Consider the following 20,087-nt stretch of genomic DNA (forward strand, 5'->3'; position numbering starts at 1 on the left):
CATGAGGTGAAGAGGCATATGACACAATTAAAAGTAGAAGCATTGACATGTGAATACAGGACGAATCTGCTTGGGACGGATATCAAGGCGCCTCGATTCGGATGGAAGCTGGTCTCCGATACCCGGGGGACGGTTCAGCAGGCTTACCGGCTTCAGGTTGCCGGTCCAGGAGGCTGATTTCGCATCGGCGGTTTGGGATTCCGGTCGTATTGAATCGGAGCAATCCATCCAAGTAGCTTATGCCGGACCGGAAACGAATTCCCGTACCCGTTATCATTACCGGGTAAAGGTGTGGGACAGGGCGGGACGGGAATCCGATTGGAGCGAAGCGGCTTGGTGGGAAACCGGGCTGCTGCAGGCGGACGAATGGAAAGCGAAGTGGGTAACACCGGATCCGGGAGCTATCGATCCCCATGCCAAAGAAGTCTTCATGCTGCGAAGCCGATTCGAAACGGGCGCGGGAATTCGCTCGGCCCGGATTTACGCGACGGCTGCTGGAGTCTATGAGCTTTATTTGAACGGAAGCCGTGTCGGCGATGAGCTGTTTGCTCCCGGATGGACAAGCTACTCCACCCGCCAGCAGTATCAAACGTATGACGTAACCTCACAACTGCAAAGCGGAGCGAACGGAATCGGCGTTCTGCTCGGAGACGGCTGGTATAAGGGAGAGTTGACTTGGCTCAGCAAACGGAACATATACGGGGATCGCAGGGCTGTACTGCTGCAGCTGTGCATTCAGTATGAAGACGGCTCGGAGCAGTGGGTGATCTCCGATTCGAATTGGAAGTGTTCGACCGGACCTATTCTCTTATCCGAATTTTATGCCGGTGAAATCTATGACGCCCGTTTGGAGAAAAAGGGCTGGAGCCTGGCGGATTACTCGGATGCGGAATGGAAGGAAGCAACGGTTGTTGAGCTTCCTGTGACCCAGCTGGTTGCGCAGGAAAATTGGCCTTGCCGCGTCACGGAAACGATTCATCCCAGGGAGGTTATCCGCACTCCTGCGGGTGAGCTGGTGCTGGACATGGGGCAAAATCTGGTCGGTCGGATTCGTATGACGCTGGAGGCTCCTGCTGGAACCCGGATTGTCCTTCAGCATGCGGAGGTGCTGGATAAGGAAGGCAGCTTTTATACCGCCAATCTCCGGAAAGCCAAAGCACAAATTGAATATATAGCCAAAGGCGAAGGAACTGAGACGTATACTCCTTATTTTACGTTCCAAGGATTCCGCTATTTAAAGATAGAAGGCTTCCCGGCTGCAGAGGATGAGCTTCTGCTTCGCAGCTTTACGGCGGAAGTGATACATTCGGATATGGAGCCGACAGGTCATTTTGAATGCTCTGATCCGATGGTCAATCAGCTTCAGCGTAATATTGTTTGGGGGCAGCGCGGCAACTTCCTGGATGTTCCGACCGACTGCCCGCAGCGTGACGAAAGGCTGGGCTGGACCGGTGATGCCCAAGTATTCATCCGGACCGCGGCCTTCAATTACCACGTGGGACCGTTCTTTACCAAGTGGCTTCGCGATTTGAAGGCGGATCAACGGCCAAACGGCAGCGTTCCTTTTGTCATTCCGAATGCCCTGGAGGATTACATCTCTACCATGTGGGGGGATGAGACTTACACCTCTTCGGCGTGGGGCGATGCGGCAGCCGTGTGTCCTTGGACCGTCTATCTGATTTACGGTGACGAGCGTCTTCTCGCCGAGCAGTATGGCAGTATGAAGGCATGGGTTGAATTTATCCGGGCCCAAGGCGCTAATGAGCACTTGTGGAATACCGGATTTCACTTCGGGGATTGGCTGGCATTGGACGCTCATGAAGGCAGCTACTTCGGGGCTACTCCGGTTGATTTGGTGGCTACCGCCTATTACGCCCTCTCGACACGATTGCTTCGCGATTCTGCGCGGGTACTGGGCAAGCAAGAGGAAGCGAACGAATACGGTGAACTATTGGGCGGTATTATCGCTAAATTCCGCGAGACGTTCCTTACCTTGGAAGGACGGATGAAAGCACAGACCCAGACGGCGCAAATATTGCCCCTTGTGTTCGGTTTGGTCGGAGACGCGGAACGTAAGCTGATTGCAAAAGATCTAAATGAGTTGGTTGTAGGCAACGGCTATCATCTGGACACCGGCTTCGTCGGCACGCCTTATTTATGCTTGGCGCTGTCGGAAAACGGGTACCATGAAACGGCAGTGAAGCTTCTGCTGCAGGAAACGTATCCTTCCTGGTTGTATTCCATAACGAAATGCGCCACAACGATTTGGGAGCATTGGGATGGAATTAAGCCGGACGGCTCCTTCTGGAGCGATAATATGAATTCGTATAATCACTATGCTTATGGGGCGATCGGTGAATGGATGTACCGTTATATCGCCGGTTTGGATATGGATGAGACAAGAGCGGCGTATAAACGGATCCGTATTCAGCCTCACATTGAAGGGGAGCTGACTTCCGCGAGTGCATCGTTTGCGTCATCGTATGGCATGATAAAATCCGCGTGGAAAATCACGGGCGGGGAAGTCGAGGTTCAGGTGTCCGTTCCGGCGAATACAACGGCTCAGATTACTTTGCCCGGGGCAAAGATAAACTTGGTCGAAGAAAGCGGGGTACACTTGGAAGCCGTGGCTGGGATCGTGTCCTATACACAAACGGAGGATGGAGTTTGCTTACAAGCAGGCTCAGGTACCTATTGCTTTACCTATCAAAATTGAGTTTTCAATAGAGAAAACAAGTGATGAGACGACGATCGCTTCCCGGCAATATAGCGGGGAGCGGTCGTCAAGTCATTTTGAAACCATTCCTCATTGTAAACCGCAATGTACTCCACCCAGAAAGAACGCAAAATCTTCTTCAGTCTCGCATGAATCTAGGAAACCGAATGTTGTCTGGCGGAAACGGCCATTGTTCTAAATTGGGCAGCTCTAACAGCATAGTCGCACGGGAGATTTGGTTGAAATGCATGCCGCCGGGAAGTTAGTAGGCATTGAATTAATTAATCCTATTAATAATAAATGACTTTAACATTAAAAATGTAAGCAGTTCAAGTTAACATTCATATAAAAACTACATTAACTGGAACCGAAAGTATCGGAGGGTTGCAAAGTCTTTTAGAGACTTTGTAAGCCTCCTTTTCCATCTGGACTCAGGCAGACAGCCTTAACGGCTCACGAAAGTTCTATAAAGCTGCTCCAGCATCGCCTCGACCGAATAACCGCGGACGTCCCGTTGGAAAATATAGGAGTCGCTGCTCATGGCGGTTAGCAGCATATCCGCGCGGAAGACGCTGTCCGGGGGAGTCCGCTCGACTCCACTTGCGGCCATCTCCTCGTACAGTCCGACGAGCAGCTTGTGCAATTCGTGATAAATCGGGCCGTGCGTACGGGGCTTTGGCCGATTGGCCGATGCGGATTCTTCGACTCCGGTCAGCAGCTGCAGCTTTTTCTCACGAAAAGCTAAGAATAGACGCAGCACGCCTCGCAGCCGCAGATTCGGGGGGGCCGCCAAGTTCTGCTCCAAATAAGCCTCCATGTCCTCGAACAGTAGATCAACATGATCCTTGATCAGGTCCAGACACAGCTCGCTCTTATTGCGATAGCGGCGGTAGAGCGTACCCGGACCGAGCTGCGCTTCTGCGGCAATCTGATTCATGCTGACCTGCTCAACGCCATACTGCTCGAACAACCGGATGGCCGCGTTCAGGATACGTTGTCGATTTTTTGCCGCATCTCGGCGTTCCGCTCGAAAGGGAGGGGACTCGATCTCGCTCACGGTTTCCAACTTCCTTTCTATCCATTTGTGTTCGTCTTGACATGCGGAGAGTTCTCCGTTTAAATAAAAAGGAGAGTTCTCCGCTTCATCCTAACATACATATAGAGGAGTGTTCAACACATGGCAAGTGATTCTCGAAACACGGCTCTCTTGGTAATGGAACCTGCAGAACGGCATTGTATCGCGGTTCGCTGACAAGCAGGAGCTGCTGCTCCCGGTGAAGCAGGCGATCGAAGCTGTTTAGCCCCCTAGAGAACTTGGACACTAAGAGTGTGTATGGTTTACACTATTAGTGATAGGGGCTGATGAAATGACAAGAAATAAACATTCAAAAGAATTTAAGAAGCAGGTTGTCAAAGAAGCAATAGAAACCGGGAATAAATCCGCGGTGGCGCGCCGCTATGAGATTGCGGTCAATATGCTTCACCGTTGGGTGAAAGAATTCGAAGAAGGCAAGTACGGTGAGACATCACATGATGCCGTTACAGGATTGGAATCGAAAGTGCTGGCTCAGGAAAACGATCAATTAAAGAAGTTGCTTGGTGAACAAGCCCTAGAGATTGCGATCCTTCGTGGCTTAATAAAAAAGAAAAACCCTCATTTGCTGACAAAGTTGAAGTAGCGGACAGCTACATTAACCAGGGATATGCCGTAACGCTTGTGCTGCGTTTGGTCCAAATTCCGAGATCCAGCTACTACTACCATAAGTTCAGTAAAGTAGTGGAGAAAACAGTAAGTGAGGGGCGCCAAGCACCCGGATATTCCATTCAGCAAGACGGCACCAAAGTGGCGGATGCTCAGATTCAGGAATGGTTAATGGAACTGGTAGCTGGGGACGGCTATACGTATGGCTATCGGAAACTAACCGTGGCGCTACGCCGGGAATACGGCCTTGTGATTAACAAAAAGAAAGTCTACCGATTATGCAAAGTGCTGGACATTCTGCGCCCACAGCGAAAAATTCACTCTAAATACCCGAGGAAACTTGCTCGAAACCGGATCATTACGGCCTCTAATCAACTTTTTGAGACCGATATTAAATATGGCTACATTGTAGGTGAGGATCGCTTCTTTTTTATTCAATCCTGCTTAGACGTCTACGACCGCTCAGTGGTCGCTTTCCACATTGGCTTACGTTGTGAAGCTACCGATGTGGTACGGACCCTGCAAACGGCCCTATTTAAACGTCAGTTGTTTGAGGCAGAATTAAAGCCTGTCATTCGTTCCGACAATGGACCTCAATTTGTCTCACATGTTTTTGAAGCAGCTTGTAAAGGCTTTGAAATAGAACATGAACGGATTCCACCGAGAACGCCGAACATGAATGCACACATTGAGTCTTTCCACCGGTTGCTGCAGGACGACTGTTTAGCTCGATATGATTTTGAGTCCTACAGCGAAGCCTATGAAGCAGTCACCGAGTTCATTCGATTCTACAATGAGCGGCGAATCCATTCCAGCATCCGGGATATGTCGCCAGACCAATTCTATGAGCAGAACCTGATTAAACCGATCCCAATTAAAGAAGTTCGTGTATAACTTAAGAAACTAAGCCTGGATGAGTAAGGGTGAGCTTGTGTCCAAACTCAAGGGGTTAATCCGGAAGCTGCGCGCAGCTGCGGCATTCCGGTTATTTATGTACGCGTTGCCTTTCGTGAAGGCTATCAGGAAGTCAGCCCGAACAATAAGGCTTTTTCGGCGGCTGCCAAGCTTGGAAGCATGACGGAATCGGACGAGGTGACGCAAATTCACAGCTCGGTGCAGCCGCAGCCGGGTGAGCTGCTCGTGACGAAGCGCCGCGTGAGCGCCTTTGCCGGCAGTGATTTGGAAGTCATTCTCCGCGCTCGCGGGATCAATACGCTGGTGCTCGCCGGCATCTCCACGAGCGGCGTCGTATTGTCGACACTGCGGGAAGCGGCGGATAAAGATTTCATGCTCAAGGTGCTTTCGGATGCATGTCTTGATGGGGATCCAGAGGTGCATCGCGTGCTCATGGAGAAAGTGTTTCCCCGTCAGGCCGATGTAATGACGGCGGCTGCTTGGATTGCAAGCATGAACGAACCACGGCCATGATGAAATGGAAACCGGACCTTATGGATTTTATGGACATCTAATTTTATCGCGGTGGCGGGGGTCAGTTTGATCATCCCGTTCCTGCCCTTGTATATCGAAGAGCTTGGGGTTCATCAGCTGAAAGATATTAATCTATGGTCGGGGTGGATCTTTGCTGCGCAATCGGTGACGGCTGTAATTTTCCAGCCTTTATGGGGCGCGATGGCCGACAAATACGGACGCAAAGTGATGCTTCTGAGGGCTGGAATCGGGATGGCGGTTATGACCCTCCTCATGGGATTTGTCAGCGCGCCCTGGCAACTGCTTGCATTGCGGCTGGTCAACGGCATTTTTTCCGGCTTTATCTCCATGTCCATCTCGCTGCAGGCGTCGATCACCCCGGATGAACATGCAGGGAAGGCCTTAGGTACATTACAGACAGGCCAAATGGCAGGGAGCTTGATCGGCCCTCTGATCGGAGGCATTCTCGCGGAAGCCTTCGGGTTTCGCACTGTATTCGTCCTGACCGGGATGATTCTCCTTATGGCGAGTGTCGTCGTAATGATCTTCGTGGACAGAGGAGCGCCTGTGCAATCCAAAGAGAAAGAACGTTCCCGCGGAGCGGGAGACTGGCGAACGCTGACACCGTTGATTCCGATATTTATCGCGACCTCGGTCACCCAAATCGGGATGATGTCCATTCAGCCGATTCTATCCATCTATACGAAATCGCTCTATCATGGCGTTCATCTTGAATTTATTGCGGGGCTGGTGGTCTCCATCACCGGTGTCGCCAATTTGATTGGGTCTCCCTTGCTCGGGCGTTACGGGGATCGCATCGGTCAGCGGCAAATCCTCATTTTTTCGCTGGTGATGTCGGGCTTGACGTTCATCCCGCAGGCTTTAACCCATAATATAACCGTCCTCCTGATCGGGCGATTCCTGCTCGGACTGTTTGTAGGCGGTATGCTGCCGTCTCTTAATGTTCTTGTTAAGAAGCTGGCTCCGCGGGAGATTCAGGCCCGGGCCTTCGGCTTCAATTCGTCGGCCCAATTTCTCGGCAACCTGATCGGCCCTCTATTGGGAAGTACGGTGTCTGCGGTGTATGACATCCATTATGTTTTCTATATCACGATGAGCATTCTTTTTGCGAATGCGTTGATGCTGCTGTTTAATCGCAAGCTGGAACAAACGATCGCCAATAAAGCCCGATCCTGACTGTGATTTCATTGGTCTGAGTAGGCAGGGCATCTAATTTCTGGAGTCAGCATGTTCCCAGCATTAAACAAACATACGAAGGCGTAATGAGGCCACTGAAAAACTAGCGGAGAGTACGGAATCGTTCTGTAGAAGCGAAAGTGTTCGCCTTTGTCCTTGGATTTCAACCGCTACAAGCGGAAGATCTTCAAAGAAATCCAGGGACAACAGCGATCGGAAGAATGTTCCGTACTCGTAGCGATGACTTTTTCAGTGGCCTCAGGCGTTATGCGGGTGTTTAATGCTGGAAAACCAGTCTTTATGGAGGTACAATGGCAGAGGAGGTTTATGTCGGGTGCCTCGCTTGATCTCAGAAATTTGCATGCGCTTACATATGGAGCTGTTGATATACACTCATAAACAAATATCCAGAAGGCTTAGCCATAAGAAAAAAGAAAACGAGGAGTGGTAAGAAATGATTAGGGAGCATCTGCCGACGTTTGAGCGGGAACTGCACAATGTCATTCCCGGCACGATTATCGAAGAATTTAAAGATCCCAAGCTGTCCCGCCCGATGGTTCGCTATTGGTTCCCGGATGCCTCCGCCGCCGCGACGGAGCAGGGCTTGGAAGTGGTTCGGCAGGAGCTGCGGGACATGTACAAAGCCGGCTACAGCGGCGTGGAAATCGCCATGGTGCCTCGGTTTGCCATCTTCGATTCCAAGAAATACGGCTGGGGTTCCCCTCTGTTTCAGAAGCTGATTAAGGAAATCCTGAAAGAATGCAACACATTTAGCGATCCGCCCTTCAAGGTAGACTTCACAAGTACCCCGCAGTGGCCGGTGTCGGTAGACACCATCGATCCTAATGATGATGCGGCGTCGATGGAAATCGCGTATAAGATGCAGAAAATCACGTCCTTGACCGGTGCGATGAATCTGGAGCTGCCGGCAAAGCGTCGGCTGGATTTTGCCGGAGCCCCGTTTATTTTTCAGGACCGGTTTACGGCTGCAACGGCTGCCAAGGTAACTGCAGTAGGGGAGAACGGCGTTCTTGTGCTCGATCCTGCTTCGATGAAGGATATCACCGGTTCGGTATCCGAAAGAGATGATCTTACGACTCCCGCCGGTATTCCCGACATGAATGATCCGTATTGCCGACAGGAGTACGCAAATCTCCGCATGAAGCTCGACGGCGATCGTCCGGACTACTCCATGCAGGAGAACTTTCAAGATCTTCCCGTAACGGACGTTAACGTTATGCGTGTTTTTGGTGAAGCGCCTCCAGAAGGGACCGCGGAAAAAGTCGACGCGCAGGGACGCAGGAAGCGTTTGGCGGACATCCAGTCTTATTACAGGATCAGCGACCTCTCCTTGTTGGGCATCCCGAATACGGTGGACAGCGAGAACAGCATCAAGCCGGGGGACTGGGTCTTATTTGGTTTTTACCAACGCGGCACCGGCCATTCGCTGGGCTCGGATGTCAAAATGTTTTATCCGGTCAACAACGGCGAACCCGGCATCCCCTATGTGATCGATCACTTCAGCACCTATGGCAGCCATTCCACCCAAAGCTTCTGGGATCACAAAATCTTTGATGCCGAATTGCTCGAATTGCTGGAGCAAAACCGCGGCGGTCTGTTCGAGGACTCCATTGAAACGCTGAGCGCCAGCCCGTTCTGGTCCGAAAAACCTGCAGCGGCGATTTGTTGAGCTCCGCGGTTACGATATCACGCCCTATTTGCCGCTGATCCTTACGGCAGGTCACGGCAAAAGCGACAAGATCACCCCCTACGATTCCGGTCATTATACCGCTGCCGACGGCAGCCATATCCGATTTATCGAAGACTACTACGCGACCTTGACGGACATGTATATACAAGACTACATATCGGACATGCAGCGATGGGCGAACGAGAAATTTAAAGGCACGTACCGGGCGCAAGCCTATAATACGACGGGCATGAAATCCCGTATGAACCTGGATACGCCCCGAACGGCGCTGGTGGTAGGGATATCCGAAGGCGAATCCCTCAATTTTGCAACCAATTACGACCGCTTCCGCGGCATCTCCGGCGGAGTTAACATTTCCGGAAAGCAGCTGATTTCGGACGAAGTGCTGGCTCTCATGCCTCGCGCCTATGATATGCCTTTTTCCGAATCCATTGCAACCATCAATCGCGATTTCTCAGTGGGGGTCAACCACATGGTAGTCCATGGCATTTCAACTGCCAGGGCAAGTGACGAATACGACGGCGGTTTATGGAGCCAGTGGCCCGGCTGGCACGCGTTCGGGGCCTATGTGGCCGACAGCTGGTCGGCTCGCCAGCCCTATTACGAGGATCTGCAAACGATGAACGATTACATGGCCCGTCTGCAGGCCGTTATGCAGAACGGCCAGCCCAAGATCGATCTTCTGCTCTTCGCGCCCAACGCTTTCGTCGGCGACGGAGATACAAGCGACAACAGGGACCGGCCCTTGCTGCGCGAAGCGCTGGATAAAGGCTTTACGTACGATCTGGTGTCGGAAGACGCGCTGCTTCACAGCCATTCCATCGTGCACAATGGCGTGCTGATTCCGAACGGACCCGGCTATAAGGCGCTGGTCGTGTACGATGCTCCCGGAGTTTCCATCGCGGCAGCGAGCAAGATGAAGGAGTATGCCGAAGCGGGCCTGCCCATCCTATTCATCGGCGGGATGCCGCACCGCGTACTTGGCATCTCGGGTGACGTTTTCGGGATTAGCGCGAGGCAAACCGAGGCGGAGCTCGCAGCTGTGATGGACGAGCTGGCCGATAACGACCACGTGTATGTGATTGACAGCATAGCCGATCTCGCGGGTAAGCTAGCCCAAATAAATCTGAAGCCTGCTGCTTCTTATGATTTTCGGTATATGCGTAATCTTCGCCGTGTAGATAACGAAGGGACGAGCTATTATTACCTGTACAACAACGCCGAGGAAGACGCGGATGTTCAGGTTGCATTGGAGGGAGACGGACTTCCTTATAAACTGAATTGCTGGAATGGCGATATGACGCCTATTACGGAATATGACAAGACCGCGTGCGGCCTTGTCCTACGAGTTCAACTGGAAAGCACGGAATCCGTCATTATTGCCTTAACGCATGATACCGGCCGTTTTGGAGCGGCGCCCGCCCTAAGTGTTACCGAACTCGGAAACGGTGAAGTGGTGTTCAAGGACGGCAAGCTACATTATCGTGCTCCTCAGAGCGGGCAGTATGACCTGACCCTCTCAGACGGCACGCATCTCAGCATGGAGACCACCGTCCCTGAAGCGATCAGCATGAATGAAGGCTGGACCTTCGAACTGGAGAGCTGGGGGCCCTTTGACGACTATTCCGATAAACCGACAACCTTGTCACAAAAAACAGCTATTGTGTTTGAGAATTTCACCCTTACTAGCTGGAAAGAAATTCATGCCGACGACGAGCAAATCCGTACATTGCAATTGAATAACATAGCTCCGGAGAAGCTCGCGGCACTCGGCGGCAATCCGATGGGATCGGTCGCTGGGGTCGGCCGTTACAAGAAAACCTTTGTCCTGCCTAAGCTCGGCACCTGCGAGGGCTACTATTTGAAATTCAGCCATGGCCATGACCAAGTCACCCGGATTATCGTGATTGGCCGCAGCATCGGCGCCCTCGACCAAAGCAAGAGTATTTTTGATATAGGCCGACTGTTAACGGAAGGAAGCAACACCATTGAGATTACACTTTCCACAACACTCAACAACCGGCTGAAAATCGAATATGTAACGCCTGATTACTGGAAGGAGCAGATGAAAAAAGGTATTCATTACGAAACCGATCATCCGAGATATGGCGGGCTCCTTTTCGAAAAAAGCACGGTGCGTCCTTACGGCTTGACTGCCGTTTCGCTGATCCCTTACTCCGACTCGGAGCTGAAATGATCCCCGCCCGGTCTGGGATGCTACGATGGTTTTTCATGAGGACGGGAACTGCATACCTAGAGTGATAGGGAGCTGACGATCTATGCATGTATTGAAGGATATTTTCTTATTAACCGGCCAATCGTACGGTACTTCTTCTAATGCTTATGCGGTTCTTGGAGAGGGGGCTATCATCCTAATCGACTGCGGAACCGGCAGCGAAGACTTGAAGCTGATCGAACAGAATCTGGCGCAATGGGGGCTGGAGCAATATCCGATAAGCCATCTGCTGCTGACGCATTCTCATTTTGACCACAGCGGCAATGCCCACATCTTCAGCAAGAGAGGCGTTCAATTGATAGCGGGCTCTGGAGACGCCGAAGGCATCGAGACGGGGGACGAGCGGACGTTGTTCTATTCGTACCGGCAAAATTATGTTCCCTGCCAGGTTGACCGCAAAGTGAAGGATGGCGATATATTCACGCTCTCGGGGCTGCAATTTGAAGTCATCCATGTTCCCGGGCATTCCCGCGGTTCGGTTGTATACAAGCTGATCCACCGAAACCAAGTGATTTTATTTACAGGCGATACGGTCATGCCGGGCCCGAACGGTCAGCCCAAGCTGGGGGTCACCGTTGCCGAAGATTTTAATGCGGAGCATTATTTGAAGTCCCTCAATCGTTTATCCAAAATGGAAGCCGATGCCGTCCTCGGCGGACACTTTCAGCCATGCTTGCGGAATGCGACGTTTCTGCTCAGACGCGGGTATCGGACCGGACTGATTCAGCTTCGGGCGCCTTCGATCCCTACATTGCAGTAGAGGGGAGCGTGCAAGCATAGAAGGGGCTGGAGGATCATCAGTCGTAGTTTAGGCAAAATATGCGGATGCGGCACCGAAAAGCGGACGAAATGGACGGCATCCTCAAGCAATACGTTCCGCCCTCTTCATATAGGGGGCGGAATTTTTTTTGGTGCCATATTTTAAATCACAAGAAGGTATGTCCGCTGGTAAAGAGCTGCAGGGAAGTGAAGCTGCGCACCAAGATTGTTACCATCGCTTTGATAATATCACAATGACAATTTTTATTTTCAGCATTGGATCGGCAGCGACTTTAAGCTATCAGGCAGCTTAATTGATGAGAACAAAATATGAGCTCCGGTGCCAGCTTCACCTTGAGCGGCCGGCTTTTCCGGACGCATATAGTTCGAACGCTCTACCAGGTTTCCTGGCCATGGGGCTGTAATAAAATTCGATGTGATAAATGTCCATGACAATGCTCTCATAAGTCCATTCATTTTCCATAATCAAGTAATTTACAATATATGAAAAGGCACGAGGACGGAGAGAGCTATGAGTAAATATGTTATTGGAATTGACCTGGGTGGAACCCATATTAAGTCTGCCATTTTCAGCTTAGAATTAGTAAAAATTCACGAAAGAAGCGACCCCACGGAAGCGGCAGAACGGACCTGCGTATGTGTTAAATAAAATGACAGAAATTGTTCAAGAGATGATGTCGTTCGAAGGCATCCATCCAACTTCTATTAAGTGCATGGGGATGGGAATTCCCGGTTTGCTGAATCCGGATGAAGGTCTATCCATATTTTCCCCCAACTTTCCAGACTGGGAAAACATTCATGTTGTAAATCAAATGAAAGGTACTTTTGGCTTTCCTGTATTTATAGATAACGATGTTCGGGTAAATATGTATGGTGAATGGCTGTTTGGTGCAGGGGCCGGTTGCAAAAACTTGGTATTAATCACGTTAGGAACCGGGTTAGGATCGGGTATTATACATGATGGAAAAGTGCTCTACGGTACAACAGCCAGCGCGGGCGAAATCGGGCATATGAATATGTATCGAGAAGGCCGTCCATGTCGTTGCGGAAGTTCAGGCTGTCTGGGGAGGTACGTGTCTGGTGTAGGCATGGTCAAAACCTTAACAGACAAGCTAGAGGAAGGTCGGTCAAGCATCCTATTGCAATGGGTGGGACATGATCGGACGGCAATTACTGCCCGTATGATCTCAGAGGCATACGATCTGGGAGATTCGCTTGCAATTGAGGTTATGCATGAAACCGGGAAACTTCTCGGATTTGGTCTTTCGAATGTAATCAACCTATTGAATCCAGAAGTAGTTATCGTTGGCGGCGGGATGTCGGCAGCGGGTGATCGTCTGCTGAACTCGGTACGTGAAACTGTGGGAAATCATGCTTTAAAGCTTTCTTCCAGTGCCTGTAGAATAGAACAAGCGAAATTAGGCGGGCAAGCCGGTGTGATCGGTGCGGCAGCATATGCAATCAGAAAGATAACTTCTTAAAGAGCTAACCTGATTTTAAGTAGTTACGTCAGAAGGCATCTTGGTAAGGGCACATTTACCTGCCGGAAAAGAGGAAGCTGATAGCCAGAAATCGTAAAAGCCTCCTTAAAAAACAAAGCCATATACTTAAGAGAAGGGCAGCCGGTCAATTAGGCAGGCTGTCCTTCGGGGAAGCTCCAATCCAGCTCAATCGGAAGAGTCGGCATGCCAGGACTTTAGCATCTCTTGAGCTTTTTGCGGATTGTCTATGAGTAGAATCCGATACTCCAGCATCTTGTTAAGAGTGTGCAGCATTTGGTCGTATTCTTCCTTCTTGCTTTCGATCTCCTTTTTCTTGCCCCGAATCCAATCTATAATCTGCAGGTTCGTGCGCGCATTGGTGTCGTGATCCTGCAGAACTTCCTTCAATTCAGCCAGCGAACACCCGATGGACTGAAACTTCTTGATGAGCTTCAATCGCTCGATAGCTTCCTCCGAATAGTTGCGGTAATTGTTGCTTTCTCGCCGGACATGCCGATCGTCCAGCAAGCCTTCCTTTTCATAAAAGCGGATCGTATGGATCGTTAATCCCATCCTGTCCGCCAGTTCTTGAATTTTCATCATTATTTCTCCTTTTGGGCTGCTTGCCCTAGAGTTCACTTCATAGTTTATACTTAACACATTCAAGCAGTCAATTTATGAGGGAGGATATCATTATGCATATTTTTGTTACAGGAGCAACAGGGTACGTCGGTTCCGCGGTTGTCCGGGAACTGATCGGCGCGGGACATACAGTGACGGGTCTTTGCCGTTCTGAAGACAAAGCCGCAGGATTAAAGGCGGCGAGGGCCGAAGCGGTATACGGCACGCTGGACGATCTGGACACTTTGCGCAGCGCCGCGGCGGCTGCGGACGGCGTGATTCATTTGGCGTTCACCAATGATTTTTCCGACTTTGATGGTGCGCTGGCTCTAGATTTGCGGGCCGTTGAAGCCATTGGAGCGGCGCTCGAAGGCTCCGGGAAGCCGTTCATTACCACGGCTCATGCCAATGGACATACCGTGGATCAAGCAGTGCTCGCCATGGCAGAGCGGGGGATTCGGGCATCTATCGTCTCGCTTGCACCGTCCGTTCACGGCGAAGGCGATAAGGGCTTTGTGCCAATGATGATCGACATCGCCCGGGCGAAGGGCTTCGCCGCCTACATCGGCGACGGAATGAACCGCTGGCCGGCGGTTCACCGCCTGGATGCGGCGGTTCTGTACCGTCTGGCGCTGGAATCCGCCCCGGCGGGTTCACGGCTGCTTGGCGCCGGTGATGAAGGCATACCGCTGCGCGAGATCGCCGCGGTCATCGGGCGGCAATTGAACGTGCCGGCGGCCAGCATAACACCGGAAGAAGCTGCCGCGCATTTCGGCTTTCTCGGCCCCATTGCGGCATTCGACATCACAAGCCTGTACAACGCTGAGCAAGCGAGTCTGGCAACGCGTGAGCTTCTAGGCTGGCAACCTATGCAGCCCGGACTGATCGCCGATCTCGAAGAAGGGCATTATTTTGCATAAAATGGGAGAGAGTATTAAAAGCTCTTAAATAGCGGCATGAAAAATGACCAGAGAATTTATATTCTGTCTGGTCATTTTTTACATTACATTATGTATTTCCATAAAAGCCAGGATACGAATGCGGACAGCCAAGATATGAATCCGAAAACCATCACGATTTTATTTTCACTCCAACCGTATTTCAAGCTAAAGTGATAATGAATAGGTGCCATTCGAAATATCCTTAGTTTGGTTTTCTTGTAATACCATACCTGCAAGATAACGGATAATTGTTCCGCTAAATACACAGAAAATAAGATGGGGATCAAGATTTCGACCTTTTCTATAACCGCCAGAAAGGCGAGTGAACCCCCGATAGCAAGGGATCCCGTATCTCCCATAAAGGCTTTGGCAGGATAAATATTGTATATAAATAAGCCTAGCAAACAGCCGATCATCACTAAAGAAAAAGTCTGGACTTCCACCTTCTCCGAGATCACAAAGAAGAAAAAGAATGTCGGTATCGCCACATTTATGAGAAGGCCGTCGAGGCCGTCGGTAAAGTTTATTGCATTGGCAGAACCTACAATAAATAAGAGCATGAGAATCAGATAAACGGAAATGGGGAGGTTAATTGAATAATCTTCAAATAGGATGATTTCTGAGCTTAAATTGAACTGAAATAACAATATAACAAGCAAAATAGTGGTAAACGCAAATTGAAAGAGGAGCTTTGCCTTTCCGGATATACCCGAGGGATCTTGAAAAGCTGCCTTCTTAAAATCATCCATAAAGCCTAATAAACTAAACAAAACAAATGTTGTTCCGATGAAAAGCACTAATGGTTTTGGGTGAAAATAAGTGGATGTAGCAACTCCTGTAAGCAGGATGATTCCTGCCATAAGTGGAGTCCCGCGTTTGGCCTGATGTTCTTGAGGCAGCTCAGCCCTAATCGGTTGCGTCAGCTTCAAACTGCGTAATCCCCAAATTAATATAGGTGTTAACATTGCAACAAGCAGAAACGAAATACCTAAAGCGCTAAATAATGAAGTCTCCATTGGCTTCCTTCTCCTTCGTTGTCCAATAAGTGTAATTATATCCATATCTAAACATGGAAAATAAGAAAAAATATCCAGTTGTTTTTCTGTATTCTTTTTGACATAAGCTGCTATTTAAATTTAGCTTTAAATTTGGATATCTGTTTTTTTGAAACATTTTACTGCAATTCGGGGTAAATACTTAACTTTAACGTGTATGCTACAATAACAAATGAAAGCGCTTAATTTCATGGGTTAGGAGGGGGATTTTTGAAGAAGGGAATAGGTACTTTGACACCCCGAAGGCGTAATCTCACGGCATTCTATCTGTTTATTAGTCCGTGGCTCATCGGGTATTTAGTCTTCACTCTCGGTTCGATTTTAGCCTCCGGGTGGTTAAGCTTAACGGACTACGATGGGATCAACAGCCCTCATTTCATCGGTGTGGACAATTACAAGGAGATTGCGCATTCAGATTTGTTCTGGAAATCGTTGTGGGTGACGATTTACTACACCCTTGGACATGTGCCGCTAAGTGTGGTTGGCGCATTATGTCTCGCCGTTCTTTTGAATCAGAAAATTCCTTGGCTTTCTCTATGGCGGACGATTTTTTATTTGCCGGTCGTTACTTCTGGCGTCGCGGTGGCGCTGCTGTGGTCTTGGATTTTTCAGCCGAGCTACGGACTTGTTAACATTTTTCTCAATGAGGTATTCGGCATTCAGGGGCCGGGTTGGTTCTATGCCGAGAATTGGACGGTCCCGGCATTCATCATAATGAGCTTGTGGGGGGTCGGCGGGCCCATGCTGATTTATCTGGCCGGCCTTCAGGGCATTCCCACCGCCTTGTACGAGTCGGCGGAAATTGACGGCGCCAGTGCATTCCGGCGTTTCTGGCATATCACGCTGCCAATGATTACTCCCGTATTATTTTTCAATACCGTGATGTCCCTCATCGCTTCGTTCCAGGTGTTTACACCGTCCTTTGTCATCACCAAAGGGGGGCCGAATTATGCTTCGTACTTTTATGTCCTCTATTTGTACCAGAATGCGTTCGAGAATTTCCGAATGGGCTACGCTTCCGCACTGGCCTGGATATTGTTCGTCATTATTCTAATTGTGACGATCGTCATGTTCCGATTGCAGCGCAGATGGGTCCATTACGAGTCGGTAAAGTGAGGAGGGGATTACGCATATGGGTGTAGTATCTACCGAATCGACCGAAAGTTCTTATTCTTCCACCAGGGCGAAACGATTGAGCAGCAAAAAGTTGCAGGATAACATCTTAAAAACGCTTTATACATGCATAATGGTCATCGGCTCCTTATTCGTCTTGGCCCCGATCGTCTGGATGCTTTCGACATCTCTGAAAAACGATGGTGCGGTTATGATCATGCCGCCGCAGTGGATTCCGAATCCGGTGCATTGGCGCAACTACATCGATGCCATAGATTTTCTGGATAAGGGTGTGGTGTTCGGCAATACGCTGTTCATTGTGGCGCTGTCCATCGTCGGACAATTATTTGCGAGTACGCTTGCCGGATTCGGCTTTGCACGCATTCAGGTGCCGGGGAGGGATCTGCTTTTTCTGCTCGTGCTCACCGGATTTATGCTGCCGGTACAAGTAACGTTGATACCGCAATTCATCCTTTTTAGCAAATTCGGATGGATCGATACGTATTATCCGCTGATCATACCGGAATTTATGGGTGCCCCATTTTTCATATTCCTGACCCGTCAGTTCTTCTTAAGCATTCCGCTGGAGATGGACGAAGCGGCACGGGTTGACGGCTGTGGTTATTTCGGCATCTACATGAGGATCGTTCTTCCCTTGTCCAAGCCGCTGCTTGGCATCATCTCAATCCAGACGTTTATGCACGCTTGGAACGACTTTCTTCGGCCGCTGATTTTCTTACATACCTCAACTAAGTATACGATAGCATTAGCCCTGCAAAATTTCACGGCAGACTACGGCATGACCCCTTGGCATTTATTGATGGCGGCGACATTGACCGCGCTTCTGCCGTGTATCGTTTTGTTTTTCGTAGCGCAGAGGTATTTCATTCAAGGGATTGTCATTTCAGGCGTCAAAGGTTAGCGTGCAAATTCATTCAAATAAAAGGAGTGCATTCCCATGCGAAAAAAGGCATGTCTCGCCATCACATTGTCGGGGGCGATGCTGGCAGTCGCCGCCTGCTCTGTCTCTGCACCGGCCGGCGGCTCCGAAGGCCAGTCATCGGGGGAGCAGGTTGAAATCAAATGGCTGATGCGGAGCAACCCGTTCGAGAACAAGTGGGAGAAAGAGGTTGTCATTCCGAAATTCGAGAAGCTGCATCCAAACATTAAGGTGAATCTGATCGTTGTGCCTTCGAATGAGGTCGATCCCAAATTATCGACTATGGTAGCGGCGGGTGATCCTCCGGATGTTTTCTCGATGTGGGGAGAGTCGGGCTTTAACGAATATTACATGAAAGGACTGCTGCTCGAATTAACCGAATTCATCAAGCAGGATCTAAAAAAAGAAGACTTTGTCGATGGCATGTTCGACATCTATGCGGTTAATGGCAAATATTATTCCGTACCGCAGGTGTCCAACTTCGGGATGATGATGGTGTACAACAAAGATTTGTTTAAGGAGGCCGGATTACCCGACCTGCCTACGTCTTGGTCCGATCCTTCCTGGACATGGGACAAAATGTTGGAATACGCCAAGAAACTGACCAAAAATTACGGTCAGGGAGCAAATGCCCAATACGGTGTGGTGCCCCCAACGGAAGCGCACCAGCTTGCCTACCTGTGGGAGCCGACCCTTTTCTACCGGAGCATTATAAAACCGGCTTCGCGGCCTCCTCTAAGCTGGACGATCCCGGCGTAATCGCAGCGCTGCAGGCGACGGCCGACCTTACCTATAAGGAAAAGGTGGCGCCGACGCCGGCCGAAACCAAGACACTGCAGCAAATGGGCGATATTTTTGCTACCGGCAAGATCGGTATGGCCTTTAAGCTGCCTACCCAGGCTTACGGCAATTTGAAGAATGCCCCGTTTAAGTGGGGGCTGGCTCCGCTGCCGCGAGTAAAGGACAACAAAACTGCGTTATTCAACGGCGCATGGTTCATTGCTCAGAAAAGTAAGCACCCTAAAGAGGCATGGGAGCTGATTAAGTTTTTGCTGACACCCGAGAGCGCCAAGGAAATGAGCGATGTCACGGGTTTCCTGGTGCCGCTGAAGAGCGCGACGGAATCTTGGCTTGATCTCTTCCCGGGTCCGACAGGGATGACGAAGGATCAGCTGCGGGAGGTAATAACCGGATACCCCAAAAATTCGGTCGAAAATGCGAACCATCTGTTCGCTAACTACCGGGAGATGAATACGACACTGACGCAGGGACTCGATCCTCTGTGAACCGGTACGCAGACGGCCGCCGATACGATCAAGACGGTCAAGCCGAAGGTGGACGCCGTATTGAAGCGCACTTTCGACAATAAAGACAAAAAGTAAAGAAAGCGAGGGGAACCTTCATGTCCGTGCGCCGCTTCTATGATGATCTAACGGAGTATTATCATCTCATTTATACCGACTGGGAGGCTTCGCTTCGGCGGCAAGGAAAACAACTGAACGAGATTGTTCGCCGCTTTCAATCGGATGGCGCCCTCGATCTCCTGGATGTTGCCTGCGGTATCGGCACGCAAAGCATAGGGCTCGCTTTATGCGGAAAATACCAGGTGACAGGCTCGGACTTATCGCCGGCCTCCGTGGAACGCGCGCGACGAGAAGCAGCCGCAAGGGGAGTGAAGATCGGCTTCAGCACAGCGGATATGCGCCATGCGTTCGCTCATCACGGACAGCGCCAATTTGATGTCGTGATTGCATGCGATAACGCGCTGCCGCATTTGCCGGATGACGGAACCATTGCTGAGGTCTTTTCCGAACTATATCGCTGTACGAAGGATGGGGGCCTTTGCCTTATATCTGTCAGAGATTATGCAAATTTCTCTATCTCCGGAACGCAGGTTCATCCTTACGGTGTCCGAGAATACGGCGGCAAAAGATATGTGCTGCTGCAAGTATGGGATTTGGCCGGGAAAATGTACAATACGGATTTTTATCTGATTGAGGATGACCGTTCCGGTCGTCCCGTCACCCGGCTAGCCAGCACCACGTATTACGTGATTACCACGGACCGGCTTGCGGAGCTGATGAGGGAAGCTGGTTTCTGCCAAGTACAACGGCTGGATGATGTGTACTTTCAACCGATTCTTATCGGCATTAAATCATAAAAGGA

At 50.3% G+C, this 20,087-nt stretch carries 16 protein-coding genes and 2 pseudogenes; 15 read left to right on the forward strand and 3 right to left on the reverse strand.

Going from position 1 to position 20,087, the window contains the following annotated elements; translation table 11 throughout:
• The first annotated feature begins 18 nt into the window (after positions 1–18).
• Positions 19–2,716 (forward strand): annotated as a pseudogene (locus ACHHV8_RS14170) (family 78 glycoside hydrolase catalytic domain).
• A gap of 445 nt (positions 2,717–3,161) precedes the next feature.
• Here ACHHV8_RS14170 and ACHHV8_RS14175 read toward each other — a convergent pair.
• On the reverse strand, positions 3,162–3,773 hold the full coding sequence (locus ACHHV8_RS14175) for a TetR/AcrR family transcriptional regulator (protein ID WP_395158915.1): 612 nt from the start codon (positions 3,771–3,773) through the stop codon (positions 3,162–3,164).
• A 310-nt stretch (positions 3,774–4,083) separates the two neighbouring features.
• Between ACHHV8_RS14175 and ACHHV8_RS14180 the strand changes: the two genes are divergently transcribed.
• From ACHHV8_RS14180 to ACHHV8_RS14215, 8 genes and pseudogenes are all read left to right on the forward strand, one after another.
• Positions 4,084–5,312 (forward strand): IS3 family transposase gene (locus tag ACHHV8_RS14180; RefSeq protein ID WP_395156174.1). Its coding sequence is split into 2 segments (ribosomal slippage): positions 4,084–4,372 and positions 4,372–5,312, totalling 1,230 coding nucleotides; the frame shifts between segments, so codons are not numbered across the junction.
• A gap of 63 nt (positions 5,313–5,375) precedes the next feature.
• Positions 5,376–5,846, forward strand: a pseudogene (locus tag ACHHV8_RS14185) (cysteine hydrolase family protein); the annotation flags it as partial.
• Between the two features lie 66 nt (positions 5,847–5,912).
• A complete protein-coding gene (locus tag ACHHV8_RS14190; protein ID WP_395158917.1) occupies positions 5,913–7,043 on the forward strand; it encodes an MFS transporter in 1,131 nt (376 codons plus the stop codon).
• A gap of 454 nt (positions 7,044–7,497) precedes the next feature.
• Positions 7,498–8,733: a hypothetical protein gene (locus ACHHV8_RS14195; RefSeq protein ID WP_395158919.1), complete on the forward strand. Its 1,236-nt coding sequence runs from the start codon at positions 7,498–7,500 to the stop codon at positions 8,731–8,733.
• A 28-nt stretch (positions 8,734–8,761) separates the two neighbouring features.
• Positions 8,762–10,951, forward strand: a complete 2,190-nt coding sequence (locus tag ACHHV8_RS14200; RefSeq protein ID WP_395158921.1) for a glycosyl hydrolase — start codon at positions 8,762–8,764, stop codon at positions 10,949–10,951.
• An 82-nt stretch (positions 10,952–11,033) separates the two neighbouring features.
• The gene (locus tag ACHHV8_RS14205) at positions 11,034–11,750 is read left to right on the forward strand and encodes an MBL fold metallo-hydrolase (RefSeq protein WP_395158923.1); all 717 of its coding nucleotides are present in this window, start codon (positions 11,034–11,036) and stop codon (positions 11,748–11,750) included.
• Between the two features lie 148 nt (positions 11,751–11,898).
• Positions 11,899–12,063 (forward strand): hypothetical protein, encoded by a 165-nt coding sequence (locus ACHHV8_RS14210; protein ID WP_395158925.1) that lies wholly within the window; start codon positions 11,899–11,901, stop codon positions 12,061–12,063.
• A gap of 357 nt (positions 12,064–12,420) precedes the next feature.
• Positions 12,421–13,251 (forward strand): ROK family protein, encoded by an 831-nt coding sequence (locus ACHHV8_RS14215; protein ID WP_395158927.1) that lies wholly within the window; start codon positions 12,421–12,423, stop codon positions 13,249–13,251.
• A gap of 186 nt (positions 13,252–13,437) precedes the next feature.
• Here ACHHV8_RS14215 and ACHHV8_RS14220 read toward each other — a convergent pair whose 3' ends face one another.
• A complete protein-coding gene (locus ACHHV8_RS14220; protein ID WP_395158929.1) occupies positions 13,438–13,851 on the reverse strand; it encodes a MerR family transcriptional regulator in 414 nt (137 codons plus the stop codon).
• 95 nt (positions 13,852–13,946) lie between these two features.
• On the opposite strand from ACHHV8_RS14220, the gene ACHHV8_RS14225 reads away from it, so the two are divergent.
• Entirely contained in the window at positions 13,947–14,792 is an 846-nt protein-coding gene (locus tag ACHHV8_RS14225; protein ID WP_395158931.1) for an SDR family oxidoreductase, read from the forward strand.
• Positions 14,793–14,875: 83 nt separating this feature from the next.
• Here the strand turns inward: ACHHV8_RS14225 and mraY are convergent, their stop codons facing one another.
• Positions 14,876–15,829 (reverse strand): phospho-N-acetylmuramoyl-pentapeptide-transferase, encoded by a 954-nt coding sequence (gene mraY, locus ACHHV8_RS14230; protein WP_395158933.1) that lies wholly within the window; start codon positions 15,827–15,829, stop codon positions 14,876–14,878.
• A gap of 249 nt (positions 15,830–16,078) precedes the next feature.
• Here mraY and ACHHV8_RS14235 point away from each other — a divergent pair, with 249 nt between their 5' ends.
• From ACHHV8_RS14235 to ACHHV8_RS14255, 5 genes are all read left to right on the forward strand, one after another.
• The gene (locus ACHHV8_RS14235) at positions 16,079–16,984 is read left to right on the forward strand and encodes a carbohydrate ABC transporter permease (RefSeq protein ID WP_395158935.1); all 906 of its coding nucleotides are present in this window, start codon (positions 16,079–16,081) and stop codon (positions 16,982–16,984) included.
• 16 nt (positions 16,985–17,000) lie between these two features.
• Positions 17,001–17,903 carry a carbohydrate ABC transporter permease gene (locus ACHHV8_RS14240; protein ID WP_395158937.1) on the forward strand — a complete coding sequence of 301 codons (903 nt, stop codon included), beginning with the start codon at positions 17,001–17,003 and terminating at the stop codon, positions 17,901–17,903.
• A gap of 36 nt (positions 17,904–17,939) precedes the next feature.
• Positions 17,940–18,680: an ABC transporter substrate-binding protein gene (locus ACHHV8_RS14245; protein ID WP_395158939.1), complete on the forward strand. Its 741-nt coding sequence runs from the start codon at positions 17,940–17,942 to the stop codon at positions 18,678–18,680.
• A complete protein-coding gene (locus ACHHV8_RS14250) occupies positions 18,602–19,207 on the forward strand; it encodes an extracellular solute-binding protein (protein ID WP_395158941.1) in 606 nt (201 codons plus the stop codon). The genes ACHHV8_RS14245 and ACHHV8_RS14250 overlap by 79 nt, the downstream gene beginning before the upstream one ends.
• A gap of 116 nt (positions 19,208–19,323) precedes the next feature.
• Positions 19,324–20,082 carry a class I SAM-dependent methyltransferase gene (locus ACHHV8_RS14255; RefSeq protein ID WP_395158943.1) on the forward strand — a complete coding sequence of 253 codons (759 nt, stop codon included), beginning with the start codon at positions 19,324–19,326 and terminating at the stop codon, positions 20,080–20,082.
• Positions 20,083–20,087 lie beyond the last annotated feature (5 nt).

Source organism: Paenibacillus sp. TAB_01, from assembly GCF_043945595.1.
Classification (GTDB): Bacteria; Bacillota; Bacilli; order Paenibacillales; family NBRC-103111; genus Paenibacillus_S.

Coding starts and splice junctions, on each gene's coding strand:
- ACHHV8_RS14240 (WP_395158937.1), top strand. CDS start 17,001: ATGGGTGTAGTATCTACCGAATCGACCGAAAGTTCTTATTCTTCCACC.
- ACHHV8_RS14220 (WP_395158929.1), bottom strand. CDS start 13,851: ATGAAAATTCAAGAACTGGCGGACAGGATGGGATTAACGATCCATACG.
- ACHHV8_RS14215 (WP_395158927.1), top strand. CDS start 12,421: ATGACAGAAATTGTTCAAGAGATGATGTCGTTCGAAGGCATCCATCCA.
- ACHHV8_RS14195 (WP_395158919.1), top strand. CDS start 7,498: ATGATTAGGGAGCATCTGCCGACGTTTGAGCGGGAACTGCACAATGTC.
- ACHHV8_RS14205 (WP_395158923.1), top strand. CDS start 11,034: ATGCATGTATTGAAGGATATTTTCTTATTAACCGGCCAATCGTACGGT.
- ACHHV8_RS14255 (WP_395158943.1), top strand. CDS start 19,324: ATGTCCGTGCGCCGCTTCTATGATGATCTAACGGAGTATTATCATCTC.
- ACHHV8_RS14225 (WP_395158931.1), top strand. CDS start 13,947: ATGCATATTTTTGTTACAGGAGCAACAGGGTACGTCGGTTCCGCGGTT.
- mraY (WP_395158933.1), bottom strand. CDS start 15,829: ATGGAGACTTCATTATTTAGCGCTTTAGGTATTTCGTTTCTGCTTGTT.
- ACHHV8_RS14245 (WP_395158939.1), top strand. CDS start 17,940: ATGCGAAAAAAGGCATGTCTCGCCATCACATTGTCGGGGGCGATGCTG.